Raw genomic sequence first — 24,191 nt, forward strand, 5'->3', positions numbered from 1 at the left:
ACCCCTTCGCGTTTTGAACAGACACTCGGAACAACGCAGGCGAAACAGGACACGTATGATGACAAAGGATATTCTATTGATCGGCGCGCCAGTCGACAGTGGCAAAACCCGCAAGGGCTGCCTCATGGGGCCTGATGCCTATCGCATCGCCCGCCTTCCCGATGCACTGTCCGACCTTGGGCATCGCGTCGTGGACCTGGGCAATGTACAGCCGGACGCGGTTGACCTGGCCGAGCACGCCCATCTTCATGAACTTCCGGCGACCATAGGCTGGACCGCCGCTCTCAGCGCGGCCGCGACCAAAGCGATGGCGCGCGGCTTGCCGGTCTTTATGGGCGGTGATCACGCCCTCAGCCTCGGCACGGTGCATGGCGTTGCTGCCCACGCCGCCGCGCAAAATCGTCCGCAATTCGTGCTCTGGCTCGATGCGCATTCCGATTTTCACACCCCGAAGACCACAGACTCCGGCAATCTCCATGGCACGCCGCTGGCCTATGTGACGGGGCGTCCCGGCTTTGACGGCTTCCCTGCCGTGCCGCATCCGATCCCCGAAGAAAACCTCTGCATTCTCGGGTTGCGCTCGGTCGATGGCGCGGAACGCGCCGCGCTGGAGGCGTCCAGCATCCACCGGTTCGACATGCGGGCGATTGACGAGCAGGGTGTGACGGCGCTGCTGAAACCCTTCTTGCAGAAGGTCGCGGAGGCGAATGGCCTGCTGCATGTCTCGCTTGATGTGGATTTTCTCGACCCTGCTGCCGCGCCTGCGGTTGGCACAACGGTCCCGGGTGGCGCTACGGTGCGTGAAGCGCATCTGGTCATGGAAATGATCCACGACAGCGGCCTGATGTCCTCGATGGATCTCGTGGAGCTCAACCCGATGCTTGATGAGCGGGGTCGCACCGCGCAGGTGATGGTGGATCTGTGTGCCTCGGCGCTTGGCCGCAAAGTGTTTGATCGCCCCACGCCAAGAGGTCTCTGAAATCCCCTTTCCCCGATGCTGCGGGCATCCGGGATCATGCCCGAACACCCGAAAATCGTCCTCGAATTCCAGGAATCTCTCATGCAACCGTCCGAAAAAGCCCTCGTTCCCTTTGTGTCCGTCGATCACATGATGCAGTTGATCCACCGGATCGGCCTACCCCGGATGCTCTGCGGGATTGCCGGGGCGATCGAAGAAGATTTTCGCCGTTGGGAGCAGTTTGACAAGACACCGCGCGTCGCCGCGCACAGCGATGTGGGGGTGATCGAACTGATGCCCACGGCGGATGAGACGCATTACGCCTTCAAATATGTGAACGGTCATCCCAAGAACACGCGCGAGGGCCTGCAGACGGTCACGGCCTTTGGCCTGCTGGCGGACATGCACACAGGGTATCCGCTGCTGCTGTCGGAGATGACCCTTCTCACCGCGCTGCGCACTGCGGCAATGTCGGCGCTGGCGGCGAAATACCTTGCGCCAGAAAACGCAAGAACCATGGCGATGATCGGCAATGGTGCGCAATCGGAATTCCAATGTCTGGCGATGGCGTCCCTGATCGGCATCGACACCGTGCGGCTCTATGATAAGGACCCACAGGCCACTGCGAAATGCGCGGCCAACCTCGCGGGTCGTGGCCTGACCATCGTGCGTTGCGACAGCGCCGAAGCGGCCATCGAAGGGGCACAGATCATTACCACCTGCACAGCGGACAAGAAAAGCGCGACGATCCTGACAGGAAACATGGTCGGCCCGGGCGTGCACATCAACGCCATTGGCGGCGACTGTCCGGGCAAGACGGAACTGGCGCCGGACATTCTCGACCGTGCCGATGTTTACGTCGAATACCCCGAACAGACCCGCATCGAGGGCGAGATTCAACAAATGCCTCAGGACCATCCGGTCACCGAACTCTGGCAAGTCTTTACAGGTTTGAGAAAGGGCCGCCGGGACGCGCAGCAGATCACCCTCTTCGACAGCGTCGGCTTTGCCATCGAGGATTTCAGCGCCCTGCGTTACGTGCACGAAAAGGCTTTGGAAACCGGACTGAGCCTGCCGCTGGACCTGCTGGCCGATCCGGACGATCCGCGCGATCTGTTCGGGATGCTGATGCGCGCGGGCGGGGCACAAGCGGCCTGAAATCAGCAACTTCGGCGTGACAGCGGCCCATGGGTCTGGCATGACAGCCAAAACCTCGGAGCCCGCCATGACCCACCGGCTTGCCATCATTCTGGGACTTCTGATCATCGTCGCATTCGCTGTCGATTACGCGTTTTATGATACCAAGCATTTGGTCTTTCTCGCCAAGAAAATGCTCGATCTGATCGAATGGCTCGCATTCTGGCGCTGATCGGGCACTGAGGGTTTCGATACGGCCTTTCCTGTTACACAGGACGGGCTAAGCTCCGAAAAACCGACATCTTGCGGCGCTCTGGCGTTGACTTTCTTGGCTGGCTTTGATTGTTAGCGTTAACAGCCGCACACACCTCTTGGCACAAAGGGAGAGTTCCATGTCAGTCAAGGTAGCCATCAACGGATTTGGCCGCATCGGCCGCAACATCCTGCGCGCGATCATCGAATCCGGCCGTACCGATATCGACGTTGTTGCGATCAACGATCTTGGTCCCGTCGAAACCAACGCCCACCTGCTCCAGTATGACAGCGTGCACGGCCGTTTCCCGGTCGAGGTGACATCCGGCGACGACTGGATCGACGTTGGCCGGGGCAAGATCAAGGTGACCGCCATTCGCAATCCCGCCGACCTGCCCTGGAGCGATGTCGACGTGGTGATGGAATGCACCGGTATCTTCACGTCGAAAGAGGCCTGCCAGGCCCATCTGGACAATGGCTCCAGCCGCGTGCTGATCTCCGCGCCGGGTACCAACGCGGACAAGACGATCGTCTACGGCGTCAACGATGACGTTCTGACCAAGGACGATATCATCGTGTCGAACGCCTCCTGCACCACCAATTGCCTGTCACCGGTTGCCAAGGTGCTCAACGACACGGTTGGCATCGTCAAAGGTTTCATGACCACGATCCACAGCTATACCGGCGATCAGCCGACGCTGGACACCATGCACAAGGATCTCTACCGCGCCCGCGCCGCTGCGCTGTCGATGATCCCGACCTCCACCGGCGCGGCCAAGGCCGTCGGCCTCGTGCTGCCCGAGTTGAACGGCAAGCTGGACGGGGTTGCCATCCGGGTGCCCACGCCGAATGTTTCGGTCGTGGACCTGACCTTCGAAGCGGCCCGCGAGACCACTGTCGAAGAAATCAACGCCGCCATCCGCGCCGCCGCCGATGGCCCGCTCAAGGGTATCCTCGGGTACACCGACAAAAAACTGGTGAGCACGGACTTCAACCACGATCCGCATTCCTCGATCTTCCACACGGACCAGACGAAGGTCATGGAAGGCACCATGGTGCGCATCCTGACGTGGTATGACAACGAATGGGGCTTCTCCAACCGGATGTCCGATACCGCCGTTGCCATGGGCAAGTTGATCTGAGAAAACGCAAATCGCGAGTCAATCGCACCCCGGTCCGGTCGCGGGCCGGGGTTTTTTGCATCTTTTTGAGGATCATAACGATGAAACCCAGCTTTTTCCTTCTTGCCCCGCTGGCCCTGTCAGGCTGCCTTTACCAAGCGCTTGCCCGGCCCGCCGATGCCATTGGCACGAAGGACGGCAAACCGCTTTACGAGACAAGTTGCGAAGTCACGCCCGGCGTTGTCGGACGCCGCGCCCACATCGGACCAAATGCTGGCAAGATCATTACGCCGTATTATGCCTGCGAACCGGTTGCACGAAAGACCTGCGCCTCCGGCTTCACACTCACCGACTTAAAGCGCGGCGGGATACGCTTTGCCACCGACACGATCCAAACCGGCACCATGACCACCCGCAGAACCGTCCGCCTTCAGAAAATCACCATCCAGTTCACCTGCAACGCGGGCTGAGGGCTGAGGGCTGCGATCACCGGTCCGCCTTGCTCTGGGTGGCGGAGACGGCCCCTTTCGCCGCCTTGTACGCCATGGCCGCCTGCGTTGTTGCGGGGGTCCTCTGCTGCAAGGCACCCGGCGGCAGAAAATGCGTTGCGACCGGTACGGGCGGTGGCGAGCTGGCCTGCGCCGCCCCTGATTTCGCTATAGACACTTCCTGCACCAAAGCCGCCCCCCGGCCCGGCGTGCTGGTCAAGGGAAGCGCCGATGCATATCCAATACGCATTTGGCTCTCCATCCTTGCGAGGCCATGCCGCGGCGAAATGACGGGTCTCGAACAGCCTCCAGACCTGACAAGGTTAACCCAGCCTCGGTAAAAAAATCGTTAGCAGCCATACAGGCAAGGGGTTTGCGCAAAACCCGCGTTAACCCTGCCCCGGTTTCATATGCAATTCCTGCAACGCGGGAAGACCAATCCGACAATTGTTCTGCACTGCAGCGAAGCCTATGTTGGCGGTAACAGAAACGACTGGATACAGGAGAAAACCAATGAACAGTTTCTTTGACAGCGTACGCATCCGCATGGAAAAGCGCGCAAAATACAACCGCACCGTCCGCGAACTGCGCGACATGCCCAAAGACGTGGCCTTCGATCTGGGCATCTATCCCGGTGACGCGCACCGCATCGCCCACGAAGCGGTCTACGGCTGAGACGTGCGCCCTTCCAAACGGGCTTTGCCCGCCTCCCTCAAGACCGAGCGCCGATCGCGATCCAACGGATCCCGGACGGCGCTCACCCTCAGGCTTTGCCCAACTTGCTGAGCAGCTTTTGATGCACCGGCGCCGTGACGAATTTTGACACATCCCCATCGAGCCGCGCGATTTCCTTGACAAGCTTCGATGCAATCGCCTGGTGCCGCGCCTCGGCCATCAGGAACACGGTCTCGACCGAACTGTCGAGCACCCGGTTCATACCAACCATCTGATATTCATACTCGAAATCCGCCACCGCGCGCAGGCCGCGCACGATGATCTGGGCCCCCACATCGCGGGCACAGTCGATCAGTAGATTTTCGAACGGATGGGCAACAATCTCCGTGCCGGTCTCCTCCGACAATGCGGCACATTCATCTTCGATCATCATCACGCGCTCTTCGAGAGAGAACAGTGGCCCCTTGTCGCGATTGATCGCAACGCCAATCACCAGCCGGTCCACAAGCGCCGCCGCACGCCGGATAATGTCTACATGCCCGAGGGTTATCGGGTCAAAAGTGCCGGGGTACAGGCCAATCCGCATGGGCATCCCTTTCCATCACGATGCTGCGCACGCAACAATATTGCGCGAAGGAATGCAACCCGGAATTTTTCCTGACGGTCAGTGACCCATGATCATACCTTCAAGCGCGCTTTTCTCCATCGCAAGCTCGGACAGCCGCGCCTTGACCACGTCTCCGATGGTGATCAACCCGATCATCACGCCGTCCTCGACCACGGGCATATGGCGAAATCGCCCCTCGGTCATCTTGCTCAGCACCGCATCGGCACTGTCGGCACGGGTGCAGGTCACCAGCTTGCGCGTCATGTAGCTGTCAACGGTTTCCGTCATGCATGACGCACCATGGGCGGCCAACACACGCACGATATCGCGCTCGGACAGAATGCCGATGGCGTCCTTGCCGGTGTCCGACACCACCACCGTTCCGATCCGCTTTTCGGCCAGCATCTTCGCGGCGTCTTCGATGAGGGTTCCGGGTTTGACCGTGACCACGCCCTCCGAGCCTTTACTCTTGAGAATGTTCTGGACTTGCATCGGTCGTCTCCTTTTGTGCTGCCTGGCGTCAAGCGTCCTTCAGGGTGCGGCATTCTGTCAAGTCAGACGTTTTGGCAAAAGGCCTCCAGACGCGCCAATTCCACGCGCATCCCGTCGACAAGCGCCTTTGCAAAACGATTCATCCGTTCGTGCCTGCGATCATCCGTATGCCGCACCAGGTAAAAACTACGTTTCAAGCTGACCACATCGGTCAGAACCCGGCGCAGGCCCGGCGCGGTCGGCAAAGCGAAATCATGCACGATCCCGAGCCCCGCCCCCTGCCGGACCCAATTGAATTGTACCGAAACCGAATTCGAGGCCAGGGGCACCCGCGTGAGCCCAAGCTCGCCGAGGTAATCGAGTTCCTTGTCAAAGATCATATCCGGGATGTAGCCAGCGATGCGATGACCGTTCAGGTCATTTACCGCACGAATTGGGGCGTTTCTCGCAAGATAGTCCTCCGATGCGGCAAAATGCAGACGGTAATCGGTAATCTTCTGCACCATGAGCCGCCCGGCCGTGGGCGCGCTCACTGCGATCGCCATATCCGCCTCGCGCCGTGACAGGTTCACCACCCTCGGCAAGGCCACAATCTGAACTTCGAGATCCGGGTTCTCATCGGCGATGGCGGCGCAGACCTGTGGCAGCAGAAAATTGGCGCAGCCGTCGGGCGCACCGATCCGCACCTGGCCGCTCAACCCCTCGGCCCCGCCGCGCACCGCTTCCATCGCCAGCGACAGAGCCTGCTCGGCTGCCTCCGCATGGCGCAGCATCCGCTCGCCCGGCTCGCTCAGCGCATAGCCCTGCTGGCTCTTGACGAAAAGCGCTGCGCCCAATCCCTGCTCCAGCCGCGCAATCCGCCGCCCCACCGTCGCCGGATCCATACGCAGCACCCGTCCGGCGGCAGACAGGCTCTCGCCCCGCGCCACCGCCAGAAAAATCCGCAGATCATCCCAACTCTCCGACATCGCCTTTCCTTGCATTTTTGCAAAACCCTTTTGCCAATTTTTGGCTTTATTCGGCATTTTTGCAAGAATAGTCTCGGCCTCAACGAATTAAGGAGGATTCCATGACCGAACTGACCAACTGGATCAATGGCGCCCACGTCAAGAGCACGTCGGGCCGTTTTTCGGATGTCTACAACCCCGCCACCGGCGAAGTGCAGGCACAGACGCCGCTGTCGAGCGTCGATGAGCTGAACGACGCCGTCGCAAAGGCCGTCGAAGCGCAAAAGGCATGGGGTGCGACCAACCCGCAACGCCGCGCCCGCGTGATGATGAAGTTCGGTGCCCTTATCAACGAGCATATGGACGAGCTGGCAGAATTGGTGTCGCGTGAGCATGGCAAGACACTGCCCGACGCGCGTGGCGACGTGCAGCGCGGCCTTGAGGTTGTTGAGGTCTGCATGGGTGCGCCGAGCCTGCTCAAAGGCGAATTCACCGACGATGGCGGCCCCGGGATCGATCTCTATTCCATGCGCCAGCCGCTCGGCGTGGTTGCGGGCATCACACCCTTCAACTTCCCGGCGATGATCCCGCTGTGGAAAATGGCCCCGGCGCTGTCCTGCGGCAACGCCATGATCCTCAAACCCTCCGAGCGTGTGCCCTCCACCGCGCTGCGTCTCGCCGAACTGCTGCAAGAGGCCGGGCTGCCCGATGGCGTGCTGCAGGTGGTCAACGGCGACAAGTCCGTGGTCGATGCGATCCTCGACAACGAAGACATCGCCGGCGTCGGGTTCGTTGGCTCCACCCCGATCGCCCAGTACATCTATGGCCGTGCCGCCAACAACGGCAAGCGCGCGCAGTGTTTTGGCGGAGCCAAGAACCACATGATCATCATGCCAGATGCGGACATCGAAAAGGCCGCCGACGCGCTGGTCGGGGCCGGATACGGCGCTGCTGGCGAGCGCTGCATGGCGATCTCCGTTGCCGTGCCGGTTGGCAAGGACACCGCCGACAAGCTGATCGAGGCGCTGGTTCCGCGCGTCGAGAAACTGCGCGTCGGACCCTACACCTCCGATCAGGAAATGGACTACGGCCCGGTCATCACCGCCGCTTCCAAGGCGCGGATCGAAGGTCTCATCGCCTCCGGCGTGGAGCAAGGCGCGGATCTTCTGATCGACGGGCGCGGCTTCGAGCTGCAGGGCTATGAGAACGGCTTCTTCTGTGGTCCGTCGCTCTTTGACAACGTCACGCCGGACATGGAGATCTACCGCGAAGAGATCTTCGGTCCGGTGCTGAGCCAGGTCCGCGCCGAGACCTATGAGGACGCGCTGAACCTTGTGATCGACAACCCCTATGGCAATGGCACGGCGATCTACACCGCCGATGGCGACACCGCGCGCGATTTTGCCCATCGGGTCAATGTCGGCATGGTCGGCATCAACTTCCCGATCCCCGTGCCGCTGTCCTATCACACCTTCGGCGGCTGGAAGAAATCGGCATTCGGCGATTTGAACCAATACGGCCCCGACGCCTTCCGCTTCTATACCAAGACCAAGACGGTCACGGCGCGCTGGTTCTCCGGCATCAAGGAAGGTGGCGAATTCAACTTCAAGGCGATGGACTGACGCGTTAAAGCTGAACCATATCTGTAAAATCAGGCGGGCGCCGTACTTGGCGCCCGTTTGCCCTCAAGTCGCCTTGCCCAAGCGTCAACAAACTGCAACCCTAAGGCGGTAGAATCAAGTATTCGAAAGAGACGGGCACCTCTTGACGATATCACTGTCGATCCATCCGGACCGCCGCCTCGCGTTTTTCCGGTTTCATGGCAACGTTGACACACGGCAAGGTGTCGAGGTGTTCGAGCGCTACATCGCTTCGCCGGAATTTTCGTCCGAATTCAAGATGTTGACCGACACCAGCGACCTCGAAACTGTCGAAACCGGATATCGCAGCATGCTCTCCAGCATCCTCGGCTTGCGCCGTTCATTGCGCACATTCCAAACGCCGGTGCGCAGCGTGATTTACGCCCGATCGGATGTCTTCTTCGGACTCGCCCGCATCCTGGAACAGATTCAGAACCCGATGTCGAAGATCAGTATTGTGGTCACCCGTGACGAAGCCGAAGCGCTGAGACTTGCCGGCCAGCCGGAGCGTAGCATGACGGCGTTCAAAAAAGCGGTGTCTCAGTGCCAGTCGGAAAAATCGGAGCGCAGGGGCGGCACGAGGCGCTTGTGATGCTGACTGACGGGCTGACCTGCAACAGCGCTATAAAGTATCACTAATAGGTGCTAGACATGTCCGGTACGCGCAACGCGGCCCGTCTTCACCAATGCGCTTTTCTAGCTTAACGATCAACCAAACGGTCCCTTTTCCATGGCTTTTCAACTCCGCATAGTCCCCGAACAACGCTGCATCGTGTATAGAATCGGGGCGGACTACAGAACCGACGATTGCCTCGCGGCGTGGAAAAGCATGGGCGACCAGCCCGGATATGCACCCGATTTCAACATCGTGACCGATCTACGCGACGTGCGGAGCTTCGAGGCGGATTATCAGCAACTCACGCAGCTTGCTCCCAACCTCGCCCATGTTCACAAACAGATGCCTGCCTCGGTCAATCACGTGATACTCACCGAGCGCGACGTGCAGTTCGGTGTGGCGCGCATGTATCAGCAAGTCGTCGAGAATACCGTCAAGTTCAACGTGTATGCCACGCGCGAATTGTGCTGCGCCGCGACAATCGTTTCTGTTCCCGAAGACACCCTGTCTGCCATTCTGGACACGATCAAAGTATCCAGAGAGGTGTGATACCCGCGCGAAGCGGCGCTGCTCGCCCTGCGGCCCCCAGAATGCCGTTGCTCTCAACCCGTGTTTTGCGCTCAACTGACAGGCAGGATTTTGGGGAGACTGCGATGACCGAACCGGACTTCACGCTGGGGATCGAAGAGGAATACCTGCTTGTCGATCTGGACAGTCTGACCCTGATCGAAGCGCCCGAGGGGCTGATGGAAGACTGTGCGGCCGAACTGGAAGACCAGGTCAGCCCGGAATTCCTGCAGTGCCAGATAGAAATCGGCACCAAGCCCTGCGCCGACATCGCCGAGGCCCGCGAGGATCTCAAACGCCTGCGCAGCGCTGTCGCGAAACACGCACGCAAGCGCGGAATGGCTCCGATTGCCGCCTCCTGTCACCCCCTGGCCGACTGGAAGAACCAAAGCCACACCGACAAGCAACGCTACAATGAACTGAGCCGGGATCTCGGCGGGGTGGTCCGGCGGATGCTGATCTGCGGAATGCACGTGCATATCGGGCTGAATGATGATCCGCTGCGGGCGGACCTGATGCGGCAGATGAGCTATTTCCTGCCGCATCTGCTCGCGCTTTCGACCTCTTCACCGTTCTGGCAGGGGCAGGACACCGGTCTCGCCTCCTACCGTATTTCCGTCTTTGACAATCTGCCGCGCACCGGGCTGCCGCCGCAATTCGCCAATTGGCAGGACTACGAGCGTTCGGTGCAGATCCTGATCGACGTCGGCGTGATCGAGGACAGCAGCCGCATCTGGTGGGACCTGCGCCCCTCGGCCAGCTACCCGACGCTGGAAAGCCGGATCATGGATGTGCAGCCCCGGATGGAGGACACGCTGACGCTGGCGGCGCTGAACCAATGCCTGCTGCGGATGCTGTGGCGGCTGCGGGTAAAGAACCAGCGCTGGCGCATTTACGATCCCTTCCTGATCGGCGAAAACCGCTGGCGCGCGCAGCGCTATGGCGTCTCCGAAGGCATGATCGACTTCGGCGCCGCCGAGATCATCCCCTTCCCACAACTCATGGAAGAGTTGATCGAAATGGTCGAACAGGACGCGGGCATCCTGCGCTGCATGCGTGAAGTCGAACGGATCCGCGGCATCGCCGAGAGCGGCAACAGCGCAACACGGCAGCGGGCCGTGCTGCACGCCGCAAAAACCGAAGGCAAGGACCGCGAAGACCAGATGCGGGCGGTGGTGCAGCATCTCGTCGACGAGTTCCAGGCCGATCTGTAGCACGGATGAGGGCGCTGCCCTCGCGCCTGCGGCGCTCACCCGGGATATTTTTGCAAAGAAGAAGCGCGAAGCGGTGGTCTTGATAATGGTCGCGCACTAGAACGACGGGCAGACGCTCGGAGCCACCCATGACCATCGCCATTGCCACCTCGGATTACTTTGTGATGGGGGAGACCTTCATCAATCGCCATATTGAACACATGTTCGGCGGCGATAGCGTGGTGATCTGCGGCCGTTTCAACGGCACCGATCCCTACGGCAAACCGCTGTTCGAACGGCGCGGGCGGTTGTCGTTGAAGGACACGCTGCTGGCGCCTCTGGCCGCGCTCTCGGGGGCGGCGCTTCATGGAACCTCTCGCCTGCCGTACGGTGACAACCGCGCCGCCCTCGCGGCGTTTTTGCGTGCGCATGGCGTGTCCGCGATCCTTGCCGAATTCGGGACGCAGGCGCTTGTCGTGGCGCAGCTTGGCAACGATCTGGGCATTCCGGTCTTTACTTACTGGCGCGGCACCGATGCCTCCGCCGCCCTGACCTCGCGCCAGCGGGTACGTTCCTACCGGCTGATGATGCCGCGATTGGCGGGGATGTTCTCGGTCAGCCAGTTTCTGCTCGACAATCTTGCCAAGCACGGTGTCAGGCATCCCAATGCCCATGTGGTGCCGTCCGGTGTCGATATCCGGCGCTTTTCCCCGGGCGAAAAGCGTGCCGGAACCTTCCTGGCCGTGGGCCGCATGGTCGAGAAGAAGGCGCCGCACATCACACTGAACGCTTTTGCCAAGGCCGCGAAGGGGCGCGCGGCGCATCTGACGTTTATCGGCGACGGGCCTTTGCTGGACCCATCACGGGCACAGGCCGAGGCGCTTGGCATCGCCGATCAGGTCACCTTCACCGGGGCGCTGCCGCATGACGCGGTGCGCGCGCACCTGCTGACCACCGAAGTCTTCCTGCAGCATTCGGTCACGGCGCAGAACGGCAACACCGAAGGGCTGCCAACGGCCATCCAGGAAGCGCTTGCCTGCGGCTGCATCACCCTGTCGACGCGCCATGCGGGCATCCCCGAAGCGGTCGAGCATGGGGTGAACGGGCTGCTGGTCGATGAATGGGACGAGGTGGGCTTTGCCACGCGGATCACAGAGATCCTGGACATGCCGGATCGCAGCGCCATGGCCCGGGCGGCGCGGGCCACCGCGGAGGCCAAGTTCGACAATGCGGCCGGGCTGGCGCGGGTGGAAAGTGTCATTCGCAACGCGCTGGTGGGTTAGACCTGCGTTATCGCAAACACATCCCCACGGATCAGAGGCATGCTTTGCATTATTGCAAAACCGCCTTGCATCCGCACCGCTTGCATCCCGATGCTCTTCGCGCGACAATCTGAACAAGCGTTCATTTTCTGCCGGGGAGGAAACAGACCATGGATTTCGCGCTCAGTGAGGAACAGACCGCTATCTTCGACATGGCCCATGCCTTCGGGCAGGAGCATATCGCACCGCATGCCCGGCAATGGGAGGCCGATGGCACGATCCCCAAAACCCTCTGGCCGCAGCTCGCCGAATTGGGCTTTGGCGGTCTTTATGTCAGCGAAGAGGCGGGCGGCTCCGGGCTGACGCGGCTCGATGCGACGCTGGTTTTCGAGGCGCTGAGCATGGCCTGCCCTTCCGTCGCAGCCTTCCTGTCGATCCACAACATGTGCGCGCGCATGATCGACAGCTTCGGCTCGGACGAGATGAAGGCCCGCATCCTGCCCAAGGCGCTGACAATGGAGACGGTTCTGAGCTACTGCCTGACCGAGCCTGGCTCTGGATCCGATGCCGCCGCGCTCAAGACCCGCGCGGAGCGTACCAACGACGGCTACGCTGTCAATGGCACCAAGGCCTTCATCTCTGGAGGCGGCTATTCGGATGCTTACGTGGTCATGGCGCGCACCGGCGGCGACGGGCCCAAGGGGATTTCCGCGCTCTATGTCGAGGATGGCGCTCCGGGCTTGTCCTTTGGCGGGCTGGAAGAGAAGATGGGCTGGAAGTCCCAGCCCACGCGACAGGTTCAGTTCGACAACTGCGTCACCGCCGCCGAAAACCTGCTGGGCGAGGAAGGCAAAGGCTTTCGCTATGCCATGGCCGGTCTGGATGGTGGCCGCCTGAATATCTCCGCCTGCTCGCTCGGCGCGGCGCAAACCGCGTTGACCCTGACCCTGCAATACATGTCCGAACGCAAGGCCTTTGGCCAGAGCATCGACCAGTTTCAGGCGCTGCAATTCCGCCTCGCGGACATGGAGATCGAGCTGCAAGCCGCGCGCACCTTCCTGCGTCAGGCGGCCTGGAAGCTCGACACCGGCGCGCCGGATGCGACGAAATTCTGCGCCATGGCCAAGAAATTCGTGACCGAGGCCGGCAGCAGGACCGTGGATCAGTGCCTGCAGCTGCACGGCGGCTATGGATACCTGGCCGATTATGGCATCGAGAAGCTGGTGCGTGATCTGCGGGTGCATCAAATCCTCGAAGGCACCAATGAAATCATGCGCATGATCACGGCGAGAACCCTGCTTGCGCGCTGAGATCCGCAGCCCGATTTGCTCCAGGAACCCCGTAGCGTCCGTCACCGGAACCGCATTTTGTCCAACCCGGAAGGCTTCATGACCACCGACATTGACATCCGCAAACAGGGCCGCGCCGGGCGCATCACCCTCACCCGACCCAAGGCGCTCAATGCGCTGTCCTACGCCATGTGCCTCGCGATAGAGCAGGCTCTTGAGCAATGGCGCAGCGACCCCGATGTCGCCCTGGTCATGATCGACGCGGAGGGCGCGCGCGCCTTTTGCGCCGGGGGGGACATCGCCGAGATGTACCAGACGGGATGCGACGGAAACATCGACTATGCGCGCCAGTTCTGGCGCGACGAATATCGGCTGAACGCCAAGCTGGCCGAATACGACAAACCGATTGTCTCATACCTGCATGGGTTTGTGATGGGCGGCGGCGTCGGCCTCGGGGGACATTGCAGCCACCGCATCGTTTGTGAGAGCACGCAAATCTCCATGCCGGAGGTCGGCATCGGGTTCGTGCCGGATGTCGGTGGGACATACCTGCTCGCCCGCGCCCCCGGCAGGCTGGGCGAATATCTTGGCCTGACCGCCGCGCGCATGGGGCCGGGCGACGCAATCCACGCGGGCTTTGCCGATCATTTCATCCCGGACTCCGACTGGGACGCGCTCAAGACCACGCTTTGCGAGAGCGGTGATGCCGGTGCGGTGGCCGCCTGCGCCGCCCCTGCCCCGGACAGCCCGCTGGCCGCGGAGCAAACGCAGATCGATGCGCTGTTTGCCGGGGAAGCGTTGAGCGACATTCTCAACCTGCTGGCCGCCGATCGCGGGACGTTTGCGCAGAAGACGTTGAGCACGCTCGGCCGCAATGCGCCGCTCTCCATGGCCGTGACGCTTGAGATGATCCACCGGCTGCGCCTCAGCTCCGACCTGACCATTCGCAAAGCGCTGGAGCTGGAATACCGCGTCAGCCACCGCATCATGGAGCACGGCGATTTCCTCGAAGGCATTCGCGCGGCCATCATCGACAAGGACAAGTCGCCCAAATGGCGGCATGATCCCGGCAAGGTGCCCGCCGTCGACGTCAGCCGGTTGCTGGCACCGCTGGGCAAGCTGGCGCTGAATTTCAGGGAGAGCAGCATGAAGATCGGATTTATCGGACTGGGAAATATGGGCGGGCCGATGGCGGCCAACCTGATCAAGGCAGGCCATAGCGTGACCGGCTTTGACGTGGCGGGCGTCACCGTTGATGGCGCGACGCAGGCCGGCAGCGCCGCTGAGGCCGCCACCGGGGCGGATGTGGTCATCACCATGCTGCCCAACGGCGCGATCCTGCGCAGTGTCGCCGATGAGGTGATCCCCGCGATGGCACAGGGCGCGGTTCTGCTCGATTGCTCGACCGTGGACGTGGACAGCGCGCGCGCCGTCGCCAATCAAGCCACGGAGCACGGCCTTGGCGCGCTGGATGCGCCGGTCTCCGGCGGGATCGGCGGCGCCAGCGGCGGCACGCTCACCTTCATGGTCGGCGGCTCGGACGAGGCCTTCGCCAAGGCCAAGCCGCTCTTTGACATCATGGGTCAGAAAGCCGTGCATTGCGGCCCCTCCGGCAATGGCCAGGCGGCGAAGATCTGCAACAACATGATCCTGGGCGTCACCATGATCGCCACCTGCGAAGCCTTTGCCCTCGCGGACAAACTCGGCCTCGACCGGCAGGCGATGTTCGATGTGGTCAGCACCTCCTCGGGCTACAGCTGGAGCATGAACGCCTATTGCCCCGCCCCCGGCATCGGGCCGCAATCGCCCGCCGACAACGGCTACAAACCCGGCTTTGCCGCCGATCTGATGCTCAAGGATCTGCGCCTGTCGCAACAGGCCGCCGAAAGCGCCGACGCCGACACCCCCATGGGTCAGGCCGCCATGGCGCTCTATGAACAGTTCGTTGAAAACGAAGAGGGCGCAGGCCGCGATTTCAGCGCCATGTTGCCCCGGTTCGAGACGCGCGGGCGCGGCTGAACGCCGGGCGCTGCCCGGTCCACGCCCGGAAAACAGGAGAGGCCGCCTCACGGGGCGGTCTTTTGCCGCTCGCTCCTGATAAATTGATTCAAATCATATTCAATTCTCGTGATATCGTTCAAACACAGTTATGACAAAAATCCTTAACCCCGGGGAACTTGATATGCTTGCCAAGAACATGGGTCAGACCGACCGCATCCTGCGCACCGTTGTCGGTGTGATTTTGTTGATTGCCTTCTTTTCGATGGCCGCCGGCGTGCTCAAATGGCTCGCATTGATTGTCGGCGTTGCCATGCTCGCCACCGCTGCCATGGGTTCCTGCCCGCCCTACAGTCTGCTCGGAATCAACACCTGCAAGACCAAGAATAACTAATATCAAAAAAGGGGCCATCGCGGCCCCTTTTCACATCTCTTAAATCGGATGCGCTCAGGCCGTTTTCCTGCGTCGCAGCCCGATCGAGCCGACGCCCAGTGCCGCCAGCAGCAACAGACCGCTCGCGGGGAGCGGTACCGGCGGCGGGGTCACGATCGAAGGCCCGGCGGGCACGACAAAGCTCAGGTGGCTGATGCCCTTGTCCATGATGACAGCGCCGCCGTGGGTCCCGCCTTCATAGTAATGCGCCACAAATCCGGGACCTGCCTTGAACACCACAAATTCGTAAGCGGTCAGGGTGGACCAGCTGAAGTGCCGGGACTCGCCCTTTTTCGCGCTATCAAGCGCGGTAAATGTAAACCCCGCCGCTGTGTTGGGATAATCCACCTTGAACATATCATCGGCGCGGATCACGGTGAAATCCGGATCCTTGAAGCTGTTTATAAAACCGAGCAGGTCGGAATTGACCTGGCCCGCCTTGATGTCGTTGCCCTTCGCCACCGTCAGAACGGCGGTGGGCCCGGTCCCGCCTGTCGCGGGGTCGTTTGTCACAGTGAGAGCATGCAAAGGCGCGGCAGACACGCCCAATGCAAGTACCATCAGTCCAATAAAACGCGTCATCATCTTACCATGTAAACAGAGCAGCAGCCTGGTAACCAAGCCAAGGCACATGGTTAACACTGAAAGCGTTTCATTGCCAATCACGTCTTGATGTGGTCATGATTTGGCGACAATCCGCCTCATTCCGCGGCCACCTTGCCCGCATTCAGCATCGGTTTGAGATATCGGCCGGTGTGAGAGCGTTCGACCTCCGCCACCTGCTCCGGCGTGCCAACCGCCACGATCTCGCCGCCGCCATCGCCGCCTTCCGGGCCAATGTCGATGATATGGTCGGCGGTTTTTACCACGTCGAGGTTGTGTTCGATCACCACCACGGTGTTGCCCTGGTCGACCAGTTCGTGCAGCACTTCCAGCAGCTTGCGCACATCCTCAAAATGCAGACCCGTGGTTGGCTCGTCGAGGATATAGAGCGTGCGGCCCGTGGAGCGTTTCGCCAACTCCTTCGAAAGTTTGACCCGCTGCGCTTCGCCGCCCGAAAGCGTCGTCGCCTGCTGGCCAACCTTGATGTACCCAAGGCCCACCCGCATCAGCGCGTCCATCTTGTCGCGAATGCTCGGAACGGCCTTGAAGAAGTCCTGCGCATCTTCAACCGTCATATCAAGAACGTCCGCGATGCTCTTGCCTTTAAAGCGAATTTCCAAAGTCTCGCGGTTGTATCGCGCGCCTTTGCAGGTCTCGCAGGTGACATAGACATCCGGAAGGAAATGCATCTCGATCTTGATGACGCCATCGCCCTGACAGGCCTCGCAGCGACCGCCCTTGACGTTGAAGCTGAATCGCCCGGGCTTGTAACCCCGCGCCTTCGCCTCCGGCAGACCGGCAAACCAGTCGCGGATCGGGGTGAAGGCCCCGGTGTAAGTGGCTGGATTTGAACGCGGAGTCCGCCCAATGGGACGCTGGTCAATGTCGATCACCTTGTCCAGATGCTCCAGCCCCTTGATCGTCTCGCAGGGCGCCGGTGTCTGACGCGCCCCGTTGAGCGCCATGGAGGCGCTCTTGAACAGCGTCTCAATGGTCAGCGTCGACTTGCCGCCCCCAGAAACCCCTGTCACGCAAACGAATTTCGCCAGCGGGAATTCCGCCGTCACATCCTTGAGGTTGTTCCCCGAGGCTTTCACCACCTTCAGCTTCTTCTTGTTTCCTTTCCGTCGCTTCTGCGGCACCGCGATTTCGCGCGTCCCGCTCAGGTATTGCCCGGTGAGGCTGGCGGGATCGGCCATGATCTCTTGCGGCGTCCCCTTCGAGACCACCTGACCGCCATGCACCCCGGCCCCCGGCCCGATGTCAAAGACATAATCCGCCTCTCGGATCGCCTCTTCGTCGTGTTCCACAACGATCACCGTATTGCCCTGATCTCGCAGGTTTTTCAGCGTATCAAGCAGCCGCGTGTTGTCGCGTTGATGCAGGCCGATACTCGGCTCATCGAGCACATAAAGCACCCCGGTCAGGCCCGAGCCGATCTGGCTGGCCAGGCGAATACGCTGGCTCTCGCCGCCCGACAACGTGCCCGCATTGCGCGACAGCGTCAGATATTCGAGGCCGACATTGTTCAGGAACCCAAGCCGCTCGCGGATCTCCTTCAGAATCGCCTTGGCGATCTCGTTTTTCTGATTGGTCAGGTGGGAGGGCACGGTGCCGCACCAATCATAGGCCTGTTTGATCGACATCTGCACCACCTGCCCCACGTGCAGCAGCGCATCGGGATCAGCCGACGGGCCGATCTTCACCGCCAATGCCTCTTCCCGCAGGCGATAACCGCCACAGGTCCCGCAGGAGCGGTTGTTCTGATAGCGCTCGAATTCTTCGCGAATCCAGTTGGAATCGGTCTCGCGGTAGCGCCGCTCCATGTTTGGAATGACGCCTTCGAACGTGCGCGAGACCTGGTAAATCCGCCCGCCTTCGTCGTAGCGGAACGGGATTTCCTCATCGCCGGAGCCATAGAGGAACACCTGCTGAACATGCGCCGGCAGGTCCTTCCAGCGGGCTTTCTTGTCAAACTCGTAATGCTTGGCAATGGCCTCGATGGTCTGCAGGAAATACGGGCTCTTGCCCTTGCGCCACGGGGCGAGCGCCCCATCGGAAATCTTCAGCGTCTGGTCCGGCACCACCAGCCGCTCGTCGAAGAACAGCTCGGCCCCAAGCCCGTCACACTCCGGGCAGGCCCCGAACGGTGCGTTGAACGAGAACAACCGCGGCTCGATCTCCGGAATGGTGAAGCCACTGACCGGGCAGGCGAAATTCTCGCTAAAGGTGATCCGCTCGGGATCACCCTCCTTGGGGGCTGTCTCAAGGATCGCAATCCCGTCGGCCAGATCAAGCGCCGTGCGGAAGGAATCGGCAAGCCGCGTTTGCATGCCGTCACGCACCACGATCCGATCGACCACGACATCAATGTCATGGCGGAATTTCTTGTCCAGGGTAGGCGGCGTGTCGAGCTCATGGAATTCGCCGTCCACCTTCACACGCTGAAACCCCTGCTTGCGCAGTTCAAGGAATTCCTTGCGATACTCGCCCTTCCGGTCGCGCACGATGGGCGCGAGCAGATAGCCGCGCGTCCCCTCCTCCAGCGCCATCACCCGGTCGACCATGTCCTGCACCTGCTGTGCCTCGATGGGCTGCCCGGTGGCGGGGCTGTAGGGCGTGCCGACTCGCGCAAAGAGCAGGCGCATGTAGTCGTAGATTTCCGTCACCGTCCCCACGGTCGATCGCGGGTTCTTCGATGTGGTCTTCTGCTCGATGGAAATGGCCGGGGACAGACCGCTGATGTGATCCACATCCGGCTTTTCCATCATATCAAGGAATTGCCGTGCATAGGCGCTCAGCGACTCGACGTAGCGGCGCTGCCCCTCTGCATAAATGGTATCAAAGGCCAGAGACGACTTGCCCGAGCCCGAAAGCCCGGTGATCACCACCAGCTCATCGCGCGGAATATCCACGTCGATGGACTTGAGGTTGTGCTCGCGCGCCCCGCGCACCTCGATATACTTCAGCTCAGGCATACTGCCCCCTCGGTTTAAGACCGCTTAACAGATAGGGGATCAGATCGCGATCGCCAATGGAAAAATAAGAACGTTCCGCGAACATCTGGTGCCACGCCTACAATTCATCTTTACCAAAGTCCATCCGCCGGGCCTGTCAGACGACGTGCCCCGCCCGACCCGCCCTGACCGCCCCTAAAGCGGCCAGAACAACGGGATCAGCAGCGCCGACAGCAGCCCCACGCTCAGGTTCAGCGGCAAACCAACCTTGAGGAAGTCAGAGAACTTGTAGCCACCGGGCCCGTAGACCAGCGTGTTCGTCTGATAGCCAATCGGCGTGGCAAAAGAACAGGACGCCGCGACCATGACCGCCACCACCAGCGGCCGCGGATCGACGCCCACAGCATGCGCCAGCGAAATGGTGATCGGTGTGACCACCACCGCCACCGCATTGTTCGACACGCTCTCCGTCAGGAGCGAGGTCAGCAGATACACGGCCCAGACCAGCACCGGCCCCGGAAGGTCCATCATCAGCGGGGCGAGGCTCTCCGCGATCAGCGCCACCGCTCCCGTTGCCTCCAGTGCCGCACCGATGGCCAGCATGGCAAATATCAGCGCCAGAAGCTGACCCTCGACAAACGAAAACGCCTCGTCCGCATCAATGCAGCGTGACAAGAGAATGATCGCCACCGCAATCACCGCCAGAGGCAGGATCGGCGCAACATCAAAGGCCGAAAGCAAAACAATTCCGCTCAGCGCCAAAAGCGCAACGGGCGCATGGCCGCGCCGGAACGCCTTGGCCGACGGGTGCGAGACATCGACAAGGTCCATTTCCTCGGCCAGGCGCTGAATGTCGTCCTGCGCGCCTTCGAGCAGAAGCGTATCGCCCACGCGCACCACCAACTGATCGAGCTGCCGCCCGATGTTCTGATTGCGCCGGTGCACGGCCAATGGATAGACGCCGAACCGTCGCCGCAGACGCAGCGCGCCGAGGCTACGCCCCACCATCTTGCAGCCCGGCGTGATCAGCACCTCGACCGTATTGGTCTCCTTGGCCGACACCTGATCCACACGCTTGAGCGATTTGTCACGCTGCAACGAAAGCAGCTCCGTCATCTGCGTACGCAAGACGACGCGGTCGCCGACCTCCAGCATCACCCCGGCAAGATTGCGGCGCAGCGATTCATCGCCGCGGATCACGTCGATCAGCCGCACACCTTCGCGCTTGAACAGCTGAACCCCCTGCACCTCGCGGCCGATCAGGTTGCTGTCCGGCGGGATCACCGCCTCCGTGAAGAACTTCATCTTCGAGCGATCCGAGAGCATCCCGGCCATGGAGGTCCGCTCCGGCAGAAGGAAACGCCCGGCGAAATAGAGATAGCCCATGCCCCAGACCACGAGGATCACCGCCAATGGCGTGACCTCGAAAATCGTAAACGGCTCAAGCCCCTGATTGCGCGCAACGCCGTCAACCAACAGGTTGGTCGAGGTGCCGATCAGCGTGGTCGTTCCACCCAGAATGGCGGCATAGCTAAGCGGAATCAGCAACTTGGAGGGCGCAACCCCAAGCACCTTGGCGATCTGGACGAACACCGGCAGCATCACCACAACCACCGGCGTGTTGTTCATGAAGGCCGAGGCCAGCACCACCACCGCCATGATCCCCGCCATCGCCCGCTTTGGCCGCTTGACCACCTGGTCCTGCGCATGGCGGGTGAACACATCAAGCGCGCCGGTCCGCACCAGCCCGCCCATGACGATGAACATCGCCGCGATGGTCCAGGGCGCCGGGTTCGACAGCACCGCGAGAGCAGCATCGTATGGCAAAATGCCCATCAGCAGCATCGCCGCCACGCCGCCGATTGCCGTCACTTCCACCGGATAGGTCTCGCGCACGAAAAGCACGAACATCAGCACCACGATGGCCAAGGCGACACCCGCCTGTCCGGTCTGGCTCAATTCCAACCATTGCATGCTTTATTGTCGCCCCTGCCTCTTACTGCGGCTCTGCATTCTGACGGGTTGCGGGCAACGGGGCAAGGGCCTGCAACCGCGGCTGAACAAGCGCCATCCCCGCCAACATCAAACCCAGCGCCGCCCAGATCCAGCCGCCATAGCCTTCGCCAAGGAAAAGCATGGCCCAGCTGACCCCGAACAGCGTGACGAAATAACTCACCTGCACCGCGAACACCGATCCGGCCAGCCCGACCAGCCAGACATAGCCCGTATAGGCCGCCGCATGCAGGCAAGCCGAGGCCATCAGCGCATAGTCGGGCGCGCCCCATGCCCCGCGCGGGTCGATAAATTGCCCGCTCAGCAGCGCCATCGGAAGGCACAGCACGGCTCCGACCGCCGAGGCTCCGGCCAGAAGCCCCACCGGCCCAAGCCCGCCACGCCCAAATTTTGAGACAAGATTGCCCTCCAGTGCGTAACAAAGCGACGAGAGCAATGCCACCGGCACCCAGGTCATCTGCACCGCCCGCGGCATCACCGTCTGCGGCAGAATCAGCAACGCCACCCCGCAGAGCCCAAGCGACAGCCCCACCAACCGCCGCATCCGAAACCGCTCAAGACCAAGCATCAGTGCAATGGGAAAGGCCAGCATCGGAACGCTGCTCAGAAGGATCGACAAAACGCCGGAGGGCAAATGCACCGCAGCGCTGTAGGAGGCCATGCCCGGAAGAATGGAGCCCAGCAGGGCGATGAGCAGATAGAACGCCAAGTGGCGCGGGGCAAAGGAGAACGTCGTGCCGCGAAAGACCATAATGATGCGCAAAACGACCGCGCCGATGCTCATCTGCCAGAAAAGCAACCCAAAGTGCCGATACCCCTCCGAGACCGCCACCTTGCCCAAGGGCTGCGTCGCGCCCCAGGCCGCACCAATCAGCACAAGCGCCGCAAACGGCAGCCAGCGCGGCGCGGGCCCGCTCACGGCCCGCTCTGTTCCAGCCGCCCGCCCTGACGCACCATCTTGACCGCAACCGCCTTGCCGGTCCGGTCGTCTGTTTCGACGAAAATACCCGACAGCGTCGCCTCGCCTGCAGCCGGCTGGAACCGTCCCTTGGCCATGCCGGTCACGAACCGGCGCATGGGCTCGGCCTTCTCCATGCCAATGACCGAATTGTAATCGCCGCACATGCCCGCATCCGACAGGAACGCGGTGCCACCGGGCAGAATTTGCGCATCACCTGTCGGCACATGGGTATGCGTGCCAACCACAAGGCTCGCCCGACCGTCACAGAAATGTCCCGCGCCCATCTTCTCGCTGGTTGCCTCGCAATGCATGTCAACCACGATCGCCTGCGCCTGACCGCCCAGCGGATGACGGCGCAAGATATCGTCCAGCGCGGAAAACGGATCGTCAAAGGCCCGCTTCATGAACACCTGGCCCAAGACCTGCGCCACAAGCACCTTGCGCCCGCGCCGATCCGAAAACAGACCAGCCCCCCGCCCCGGCGCCTGCTTGGCAAAATTCAGCGGTCGAATGATGCGATTGTCACTCTCGATATGGGTCAGCATGTCCTTCTGATCGAAAGCATGATCGCCAAGCGTCACAACGTCCGCCCCCGCTTCGAACAGCAGATTGGCATGCGCCGCCGTGAGCCCGGCGCCGTTCGACGCGTTCTCACCGTTGACAACGACAAAATCCAGCCGCCAATCGTCGCGGAGCTTTGCCAGCCGATCCACGATCCCCTGCCGCCCGGAGCGGCCCATCACATCGCCAAGAAATAGAAGTCTCATGGGGTGCGAGGATTAGAGTGCTGCGTATGGGATTTGAAGGGCAAAAGCGAAATCTCAGCGTTTTTGACCTACCCGCGTGAAGCGACAAACATGCCTTCGACGCGACCACATGTTTCCAGACCAAGAAATATAATACAGGGGGCGCTGCCCCCGCCGCCTGCGGCGACTCCCCTCGGATATTTCGAGACCAGTCAAAACACTTTCTTCATCAAACCATGCGAGGTAAATGCTACGATACAGGCGGGGACGCCGATGACCGTGATCGGTGAAGCATGGCTTCCTTTTGAACGTCATACCGTCCGTCGTCAGGGTTCTTGGCACCAAAGGCGGCTTAAACTAAGCGAGAGTTCCGCCCATCTGGTTGGTTTGATTATGCGGCGTGTTTGCGGTGATGCAAGCGTCGCGCTTCGAGGGTCTTTTGTTTGGTCCTTTCCCGTTGTTTCAGAATGGCTTTGTCGCGCCCGAAGTAGACGTCGGCGGGCGTGACGTTGCTCAGTCTCTCATGATATCGATCGTGGCTGTAGTGGTCGACGACGGCTCCGATCTGGGCTTCGAGATTGCCAGGCAGGACGTAGTTTTCCAATAGGATGCGGTTCTTCAGGGTCTGATGCCACCTGTCGATCTTGCCCTGTGTTTGGGGATGATATGGCGCGCCGCGTGAGTGCTTCATGCCTTTGTCCTGCAACCATTCGGCCAAGTCTCCAGAGACGTAGCTGGACCCGTTGTCGCTGAGCAGGCGCGGCTTGTGAACGACGTGAACCTGATCGCATCCTGATGCTTATAACGCCAAGTCCAGGGTGTCTGTGACGTCCTCCGCCCGCATGTTGGCGCAGAGCTTCCAGGCGATGATGTAGCGGCTGTAATCGTCCAGGATCGCGCTGAGATAGAACCAGCCCCAGCCGAGAACCTTGAGGTAGGTGAAGTGGTCTATTTCCCAAGCTGTTCAGCCAACAACGTCGCCCGATTTTTTCATCGGGAGCTTGAATGATCCCGGGACGTAACCGCTGTTTTGGTTCACGTCGCAAGTCTGGGCGGAAGCCTGCCCCAAGGCTCGCCTTGCAGTCCGATCCTGGCCTACTACGGCAACAGCCATATTTGGCTAGCCATCTACAAACTGGATAAGGCGCGAGGTTGCAAACTAGGGTCAGGATTCAAAACCAATAGATGACGGTTGCGGCCAGAGCGATGGCTGAGAGGAAGACCCTGGGACAACGA

At 61.2% G+C, this 24,191-nt stretch carries 23 protein-coding genes and 2 pseudogenes; 15 read left to right on the forward strand and 10 right to left on the reverse strand.

Annotated features, from left to right (window positions below; all coding sequences use genetic code 11):
• Positions 1-55: 55 nt before the first annotated feature.
• The 5 genes from rocF (at position 56) to ACN2XU_RS21180 (ending at position 3,938) form a co-directional block, all read left to right on the forward strand.
• A complete protein-coding gene (gene rocF, locus ACN2XU_RS21160; RefSeq protein WP_419412338.1) occupies positions 56-979 on the forward strand; it encodes an arginase in 924 nt (307 codons plus the stop codon).
• 81 nt (positions 980-1,060) lie between these two features.
• Positions 1,061-2,116 carry an ornithine cyclodeaminase gene (gene ocd, locus ACN2XU_RS21165; RefSeq protein ID WP_419412339.1) on the forward strand — a complete coding sequence of 352 codons (1,056 nt, stop codon included), beginning with the start codon at positions 1,061-1,063 and terminating at the stop codon, positions 2,114-2,116.
• Between the two features lie 40 nt (positions 2,117-2,156).
• Entirely contained in the window at positions 2,157-2,327 is a 171-nt protein-coding gene (locus ACN2XU_RS21170; protein WP_419412340.1) for a hypothetical protein, read from the forward strand.
• A 160-nt stretch (positions 2,328-2,487) separates the two neighbouring features.
• On the forward strand, positions 2,488-3,489 hold the full coding sequence (gene gap / locus ACN2XU_RS21175) for a type I glyceraldehyde-3-phosphate dehydrogenase (RefSeq protein ID WP_419412341.1): 1,002 nt from the start codon (positions 2,488-2,490) through the stop codon (positions 3,487-3,489).
• Positions 3,490-3,569: 80 nt separating this feature from the next.
• On the forward strand, positions 3,570-3,938 hold the full coding sequence (locus ACN2XU_RS21180; RefSeq protein WP_419412342.1) for a hypothetical protein: 369 nt from the start codon (positions 3,570-3,572) through the stop codon (positions 3,936-3,938).
• Between the two features lie 16 nt (positions 3,939-3,954).
• Here ACN2XU_RS21180 and ACN2XU_RS21185 read toward each other — a convergent pair whose 3' ends face one another.
• Positions 3,955-4,206 carry a hypothetical protein gene (locus tag ACN2XU_RS21185; RefSeq protein ID WP_419412343.1) on the reverse strand — a complete coding sequence of 84 codons (252 nt, stop codon included), beginning with the start codon at positions 4,204-4,206 and terminating at the stop codon, positions 3,955-3,957.
• A gap of 263 nt (positions 4,207-4,469) precedes the next feature.
• Between ACN2XU_RS21185 and ACN2XU_RS21190 the strand changes: the two genes are divergently transcribed.
• Positions 4,470-4,631: a hypothetical protein gene (locus ACN2XU_RS21190; protein WP_419412344.1), complete on the forward strand. Its 162-nt coding sequence runs from the start codon at positions 4,470-4,472 to the stop codon at positions 4,629-4,631.
• 88 nt (positions 4,632-4,719) lie between these two features.
• Here the strand turns inward: ACN2XU_RS21190 and coaD are convergent, their stop codons facing one another.
• The 3 genes from coaD to ACN2XU_RS21205 all read right to left on the reverse strand — a co-directional run bounded on the left by coaD (position 4,720) and on the right by ACN2XU_RS21205 (position 6,698).
• Positions 4,720-5,217, reverse strand: a complete 498-nt coding sequence (coaD, locus tag ACN2XU_RS21195; RefSeq protein WP_419412345.1) for a pantetheine-phosphate adenylyltransferase — start codon at positions 5,215-5,217, stop codon at positions 4,720-4,722.
• A gap of 78 nt (positions 5,218-5,295) precedes the next feature.
• On the reverse strand, positions 5,296-5,730 hold the full coding sequence (locus ACN2XU_RS21200; RefSeq protein WP_419412346.1) for a CBS domain-containing protein: 435 nt from the start codon (positions 5,728-5,730) through the stop codon (positions 5,296-5,298).
• A gap of 62 nt (positions 5,731-5,792) precedes the next feature.
• A complete protein-coding gene (locus ACN2XU_RS21205; RefSeq protein ID WP_419412347.1) occupies positions 5,793-6,698 on the reverse strand; it encodes a LysR family transcriptional regulator in 906 nt (301 codons plus the stop codon).
• A 101-nt stretch (positions 6,699-6,799) separates the two neighbouring features.
• Here ACN2XU_RS21205 and ACN2XU_RS21210 point away from each other — a divergent pair, with 101 nt between their 5' ends.
• The 9 genes and pseudogenes from ACN2XU_RS21210 (at position 6,800) to ACN2XU_RS21250 (ending at position 15,636) form a co-directional block, all read left to right on the forward strand.
• Positions 6,800-8,299, forward strand: coding sequence for a CoA-acylating methylmalonate-semialdehyde dehydrogenase (locus ACN2XU_RS21210; protein WP_419412348.1), 1,500 nt, complete (start codon positions 6,800-6,802; stop codon positions 8,297-8,299).
• A gap of 142 nt (positions 8,300-8,441) precedes the next feature.
• Positions 8,442-8,909 (forward strand): vWA domain-containing protein, encoded by a 468-nt coding sequence (locus ACN2XU_RS21215; protein ID WP_419412349.1) that lies wholly within the window; start codon positions 8,442-8,444, stop codon positions 8,907-8,909.
• A 138-nt stretch (positions 8,910-9,047) separates the two neighbouring features.
• Positions 9,048-9,482: a hypothetical protein gene (locus ACN2XU_RS21220; RefSeq protein ID WP_419412350.1), complete on the forward strand. Its 435-nt coding sequence runs from the start codon at positions 9,048-9,050 to the stop codon at positions 9,480-9,482.
• 104 nt (positions 9,483-9,586) lie between these two features.
• Positions 9,587-10,714, forward strand: coding sequence for a carboxylate-amine ligase (locus ACN2XU_RS21225; RefSeq protein WP_419412351.1), 1,128 nt, complete (start codon positions 9,587-9,589; stop codon positions 10,712-10,714).
• Positions 10,715-10,842: 128 nt separating this feature from the next.
• On the forward strand, positions 10,843-11,976 hold the full coding sequence (locus ACN2XU_RS21230; RefSeq protein WP_419412352.1) for a glycosyltransferase: 1,134 nt from the start codon (positions 10,843-10,845) through the stop codon (positions 11,974-11,976).
• Between the two features lie 149 nt (positions 11,977-12,125).
• Positions 12,126-13,265 carry an acyl-CoA dehydrogenase family protein gene (locus ACN2XU_RS21235; protein ID WP_419412353.1) on the forward strand — a complete coding sequence of 380 codons (1,140 nt, stop codon included), beginning with the start codon at positions 12,126-12,128 and terminating at the stop codon, positions 13,263-13,265.
• A gap of 78 nt (positions 13,266-13,343) precedes the next feature.
• A pseudogene (locus ACN2XU_RS21240) lies at positions 13,344-14,342 on the forward strand (enoyl-CoA hydratase/isomerase family protein); the annotation flags it as partial.
• 48 nt (positions 14,343-14,390) lie between these two features.
• Positions 14,391-15,263 (forward strand): 3-hydroxyisobutyrate dehydrogenase, encoded by an 873-nt coding sequence (gene mmsB / locus ACN2XU_RS21245; protein ID WP_419412363.1) that lies wholly within the window; start codon positions 14,391-14,393, stop codon positions 15,261-15,263.
• Between the two features lie 163 nt (positions 15,264-15,426).
• Entirely contained in the window at positions 15,427-15,636 is a 210-nt protein-coding gene (locus ACN2XU_RS21250; protein WP_419412354.1) for a YgaP family membrane protein, read from the forward strand.
• A gap of 54 nt (positions 15,637-15,690) precedes the next feature.
• On the opposite strand, the gene ACN2XU_RS21255 is transcribed toward ACN2XU_RS21250, so the two are convergent.
• The 6 genes and pseudogenes from ACN2XU_RS21255 to ACN2XU_RS21280 all read right to left on the reverse strand — a co-directional run.
• A complete protein-coding gene (locus tag ACN2XU_RS21255) occupies positions 15,691-16,341 on the reverse strand; it encodes a hypothetical protein (protein WP_419412355.1) in 651 nt (216 codons plus the stop codon).
• 35 nt (positions 16,342-16,376) lie between these two features.
• On the reverse strand, positions 16,377-19,256 hold the full coding sequence (gene uvrA / locus ACN2XU_RS21260; RefSeq protein ID WP_419412356.1) for an excinuclease ABC subunit UvrA: 2,880 nt from the start codon (positions 19,254-19,256) through the stop codon (positions 16,377-16,379).
• A 174-nt stretch (positions 19,257-19,430) separates the two neighbouring features.
• Positions 19,431-21,209 (reverse strand): SLC13 family permease, encoded by a 1,779-nt coding sequence (locus tag ACN2XU_RS21265; RefSeq protein ID WP_419412357.1) that lies wholly within the window; start codon positions 21,207-21,209, stop codon positions 19,431-19,433.
• Between the two features lie 22 nt (positions 21,210-21,231).
• Entirely contained in the window at positions 21,232-22,167 is a 936-nt protein-coding gene (locus ACN2XU_RS21270; protein ID WP_419412358.1) for a DMT family transporter, read from the reverse strand.
• Positions 22,164-22,976: a TIGR00282 family metallophosphoesterase gene (locus tag ACN2XU_RS21275; protein WP_419412359.1), complete on the reverse strand. Its 813-nt coding sequence runs from the start codon at positions 22,974-22,976 to the stop codon at positions 22,164-22,166. Before ACN2XU_RS21275 ends, ACN2XU_RS21270 begins: the two co-directional genes overlap by 4 nt.
• A gap of 370 nt (positions 22,977-23,346) precedes the next feature.
• A pseudogene (locus ACN2XU_RS21280) lies at positions 23,347-23,913 on the reverse strand (transposase); the annotation flags it as partial.
• Between the last annotated feature and the right edge of the window lie 278 nt (positions 23,914-24,191).

Source organism: Pacificoceanicola niger (assembly GCF_048553275.1).
Taxonomy (GTDB): Bacteria; Pseudomonadota; Alphaproteobacteria; order Rhodobacterales; family Rhodobacteraceae; genus Pacificoceanicola.

Coding starts and splice junctions, on each gene's coding strand:
- uvrA (WP_419412356.1), bottom strand. CDS start 19,256: ATGCCTGAGCTGAAGTATATCGAGGTGCGCGGGGCGCGCGAGCACAAC.
- coaD (WP_419412345.1), bottom strand. CDS start 5,217: ATGCGGATTGGCCTGTACCCCGGCACTTTTGACCCGATAACCCTCGGG.
- rocF (WP_419412338.1), top strand. CDS start 56: ATGATGACAAAGGATATTCTATTGATCGGCGCGCCAGTCGACAGTGGC.
- ACN2XU_RS21185 (WP_419412343.1), bottom strand. CDS start 4,206: ATGCGTATTGGATATGCATCGGCGCTTCCCTTGACCAGCACGCCGGGC.
- gap (WP_419412341.1), top strand. CDS start 2,488: ATGTCAGTCAAGGTAGCCATCAACGGATTTGGCCGCATCGGCCGCAAC.
- ACN2XU_RS21180 (WP_419412342.1), top strand. CDS start 3,570: ATGAAACCCAGCTTTTTCCTTCTTGCCCCGCTGGCCCTGTCAGGCTGC.
- ACN2XU_RS21250 (WP_419412354.1), top strand. CDS start 15,427: ATGCTTGCCAAGAACATGGGTCAGACCGACCGCATCCTGCGCACCGTT.
- ACN2XU_RS21265 (WP_419412357.1), bottom strand. CDS start 21,209: ATGCAATGGTTGGAATTGAGCCAGACCGGACAGGCGGGTGTCGCCTTG.
- ACN2XU_RS21220 (WP_419412350.1), top strand. CDS start 9,048: ATGGCTTTTCAACTCCGCATAGTCCCCGAACAACGCTGCATCGTGTAT.
- ACN2XU_RS21210 (WP_419412348.1), top strand. CDS start 6,800: ATGACCGAACTGACCAACTGGATCAATGGCGCCCACGTCAAGAGCACG.
- mmsB (WP_419412363.1), top strand. CDS start 14,391: ATGAAGATCGGATTTATCGGACTGGGAAATATGGGCGGGCCGATGGCG.
- ACN2XU_RS21205 (WP_419412347.1), bottom strand. CDS start 6,698: ATGTCGGAGAGTTGGGATGATCTGCGGATTTTTCTGGCGGTGGCGCGG.
- ACN2XU_RS21235 (WP_419412353.1), top strand. CDS start 12,126: ATGGATTTCGCGCTCAGTGAGGAACAGACCGCTATCTTCGACATGGCC.
- ACN2XU_RS21190 (WP_419412344.1), top strand. CDS start 4,470: ATGAACAGTTTCTTTGACAGCGTACGCATCCGCATGGAAAAGCGCGCA.
- ACN2XU_RS21230 (WP_419412352.1), top strand. CDS start 10,843: ATGACCATCGCCATTGCCACCTCGGATTACTTTGTGATGGGGGAGACC.
- ACN2XU_RS21170 (WP_419412340.1), top strand. CDS start 2,157: ATGACAGCCAAAACCTCGGAGCCCGCCATGACCCACCGGCTTGCCATC.
- ocd (WP_419412339.1), top strand. CDS start 1,061: ATGCAACCGTCCGAAAAAGCCCTCGTTCCCTTTGTGTCCGTCGATCAC.
- ACN2XU_RS21200 (WP_419412346.1), bottom strand. CDS start 5,730: ATGCAAGTCCAGAACATTCTCAAGAGTAAAGGCTCGGAGGGCGTGGTC.
- ACN2XU_RS21275 (WP_419412359.1), bottom strand. CDS start 22,976: ATGAGACTTCTATTTCTTGGCGATGTGATGGGCCGCTCCGGGCGGCAG.
- ACN2XU_RS21225 (WP_419412351.1), top strand. CDS start 9,587: ATGACCGAACCGGACTTCACGCTGGGGATCGAAGAGGAATACCTGCTT.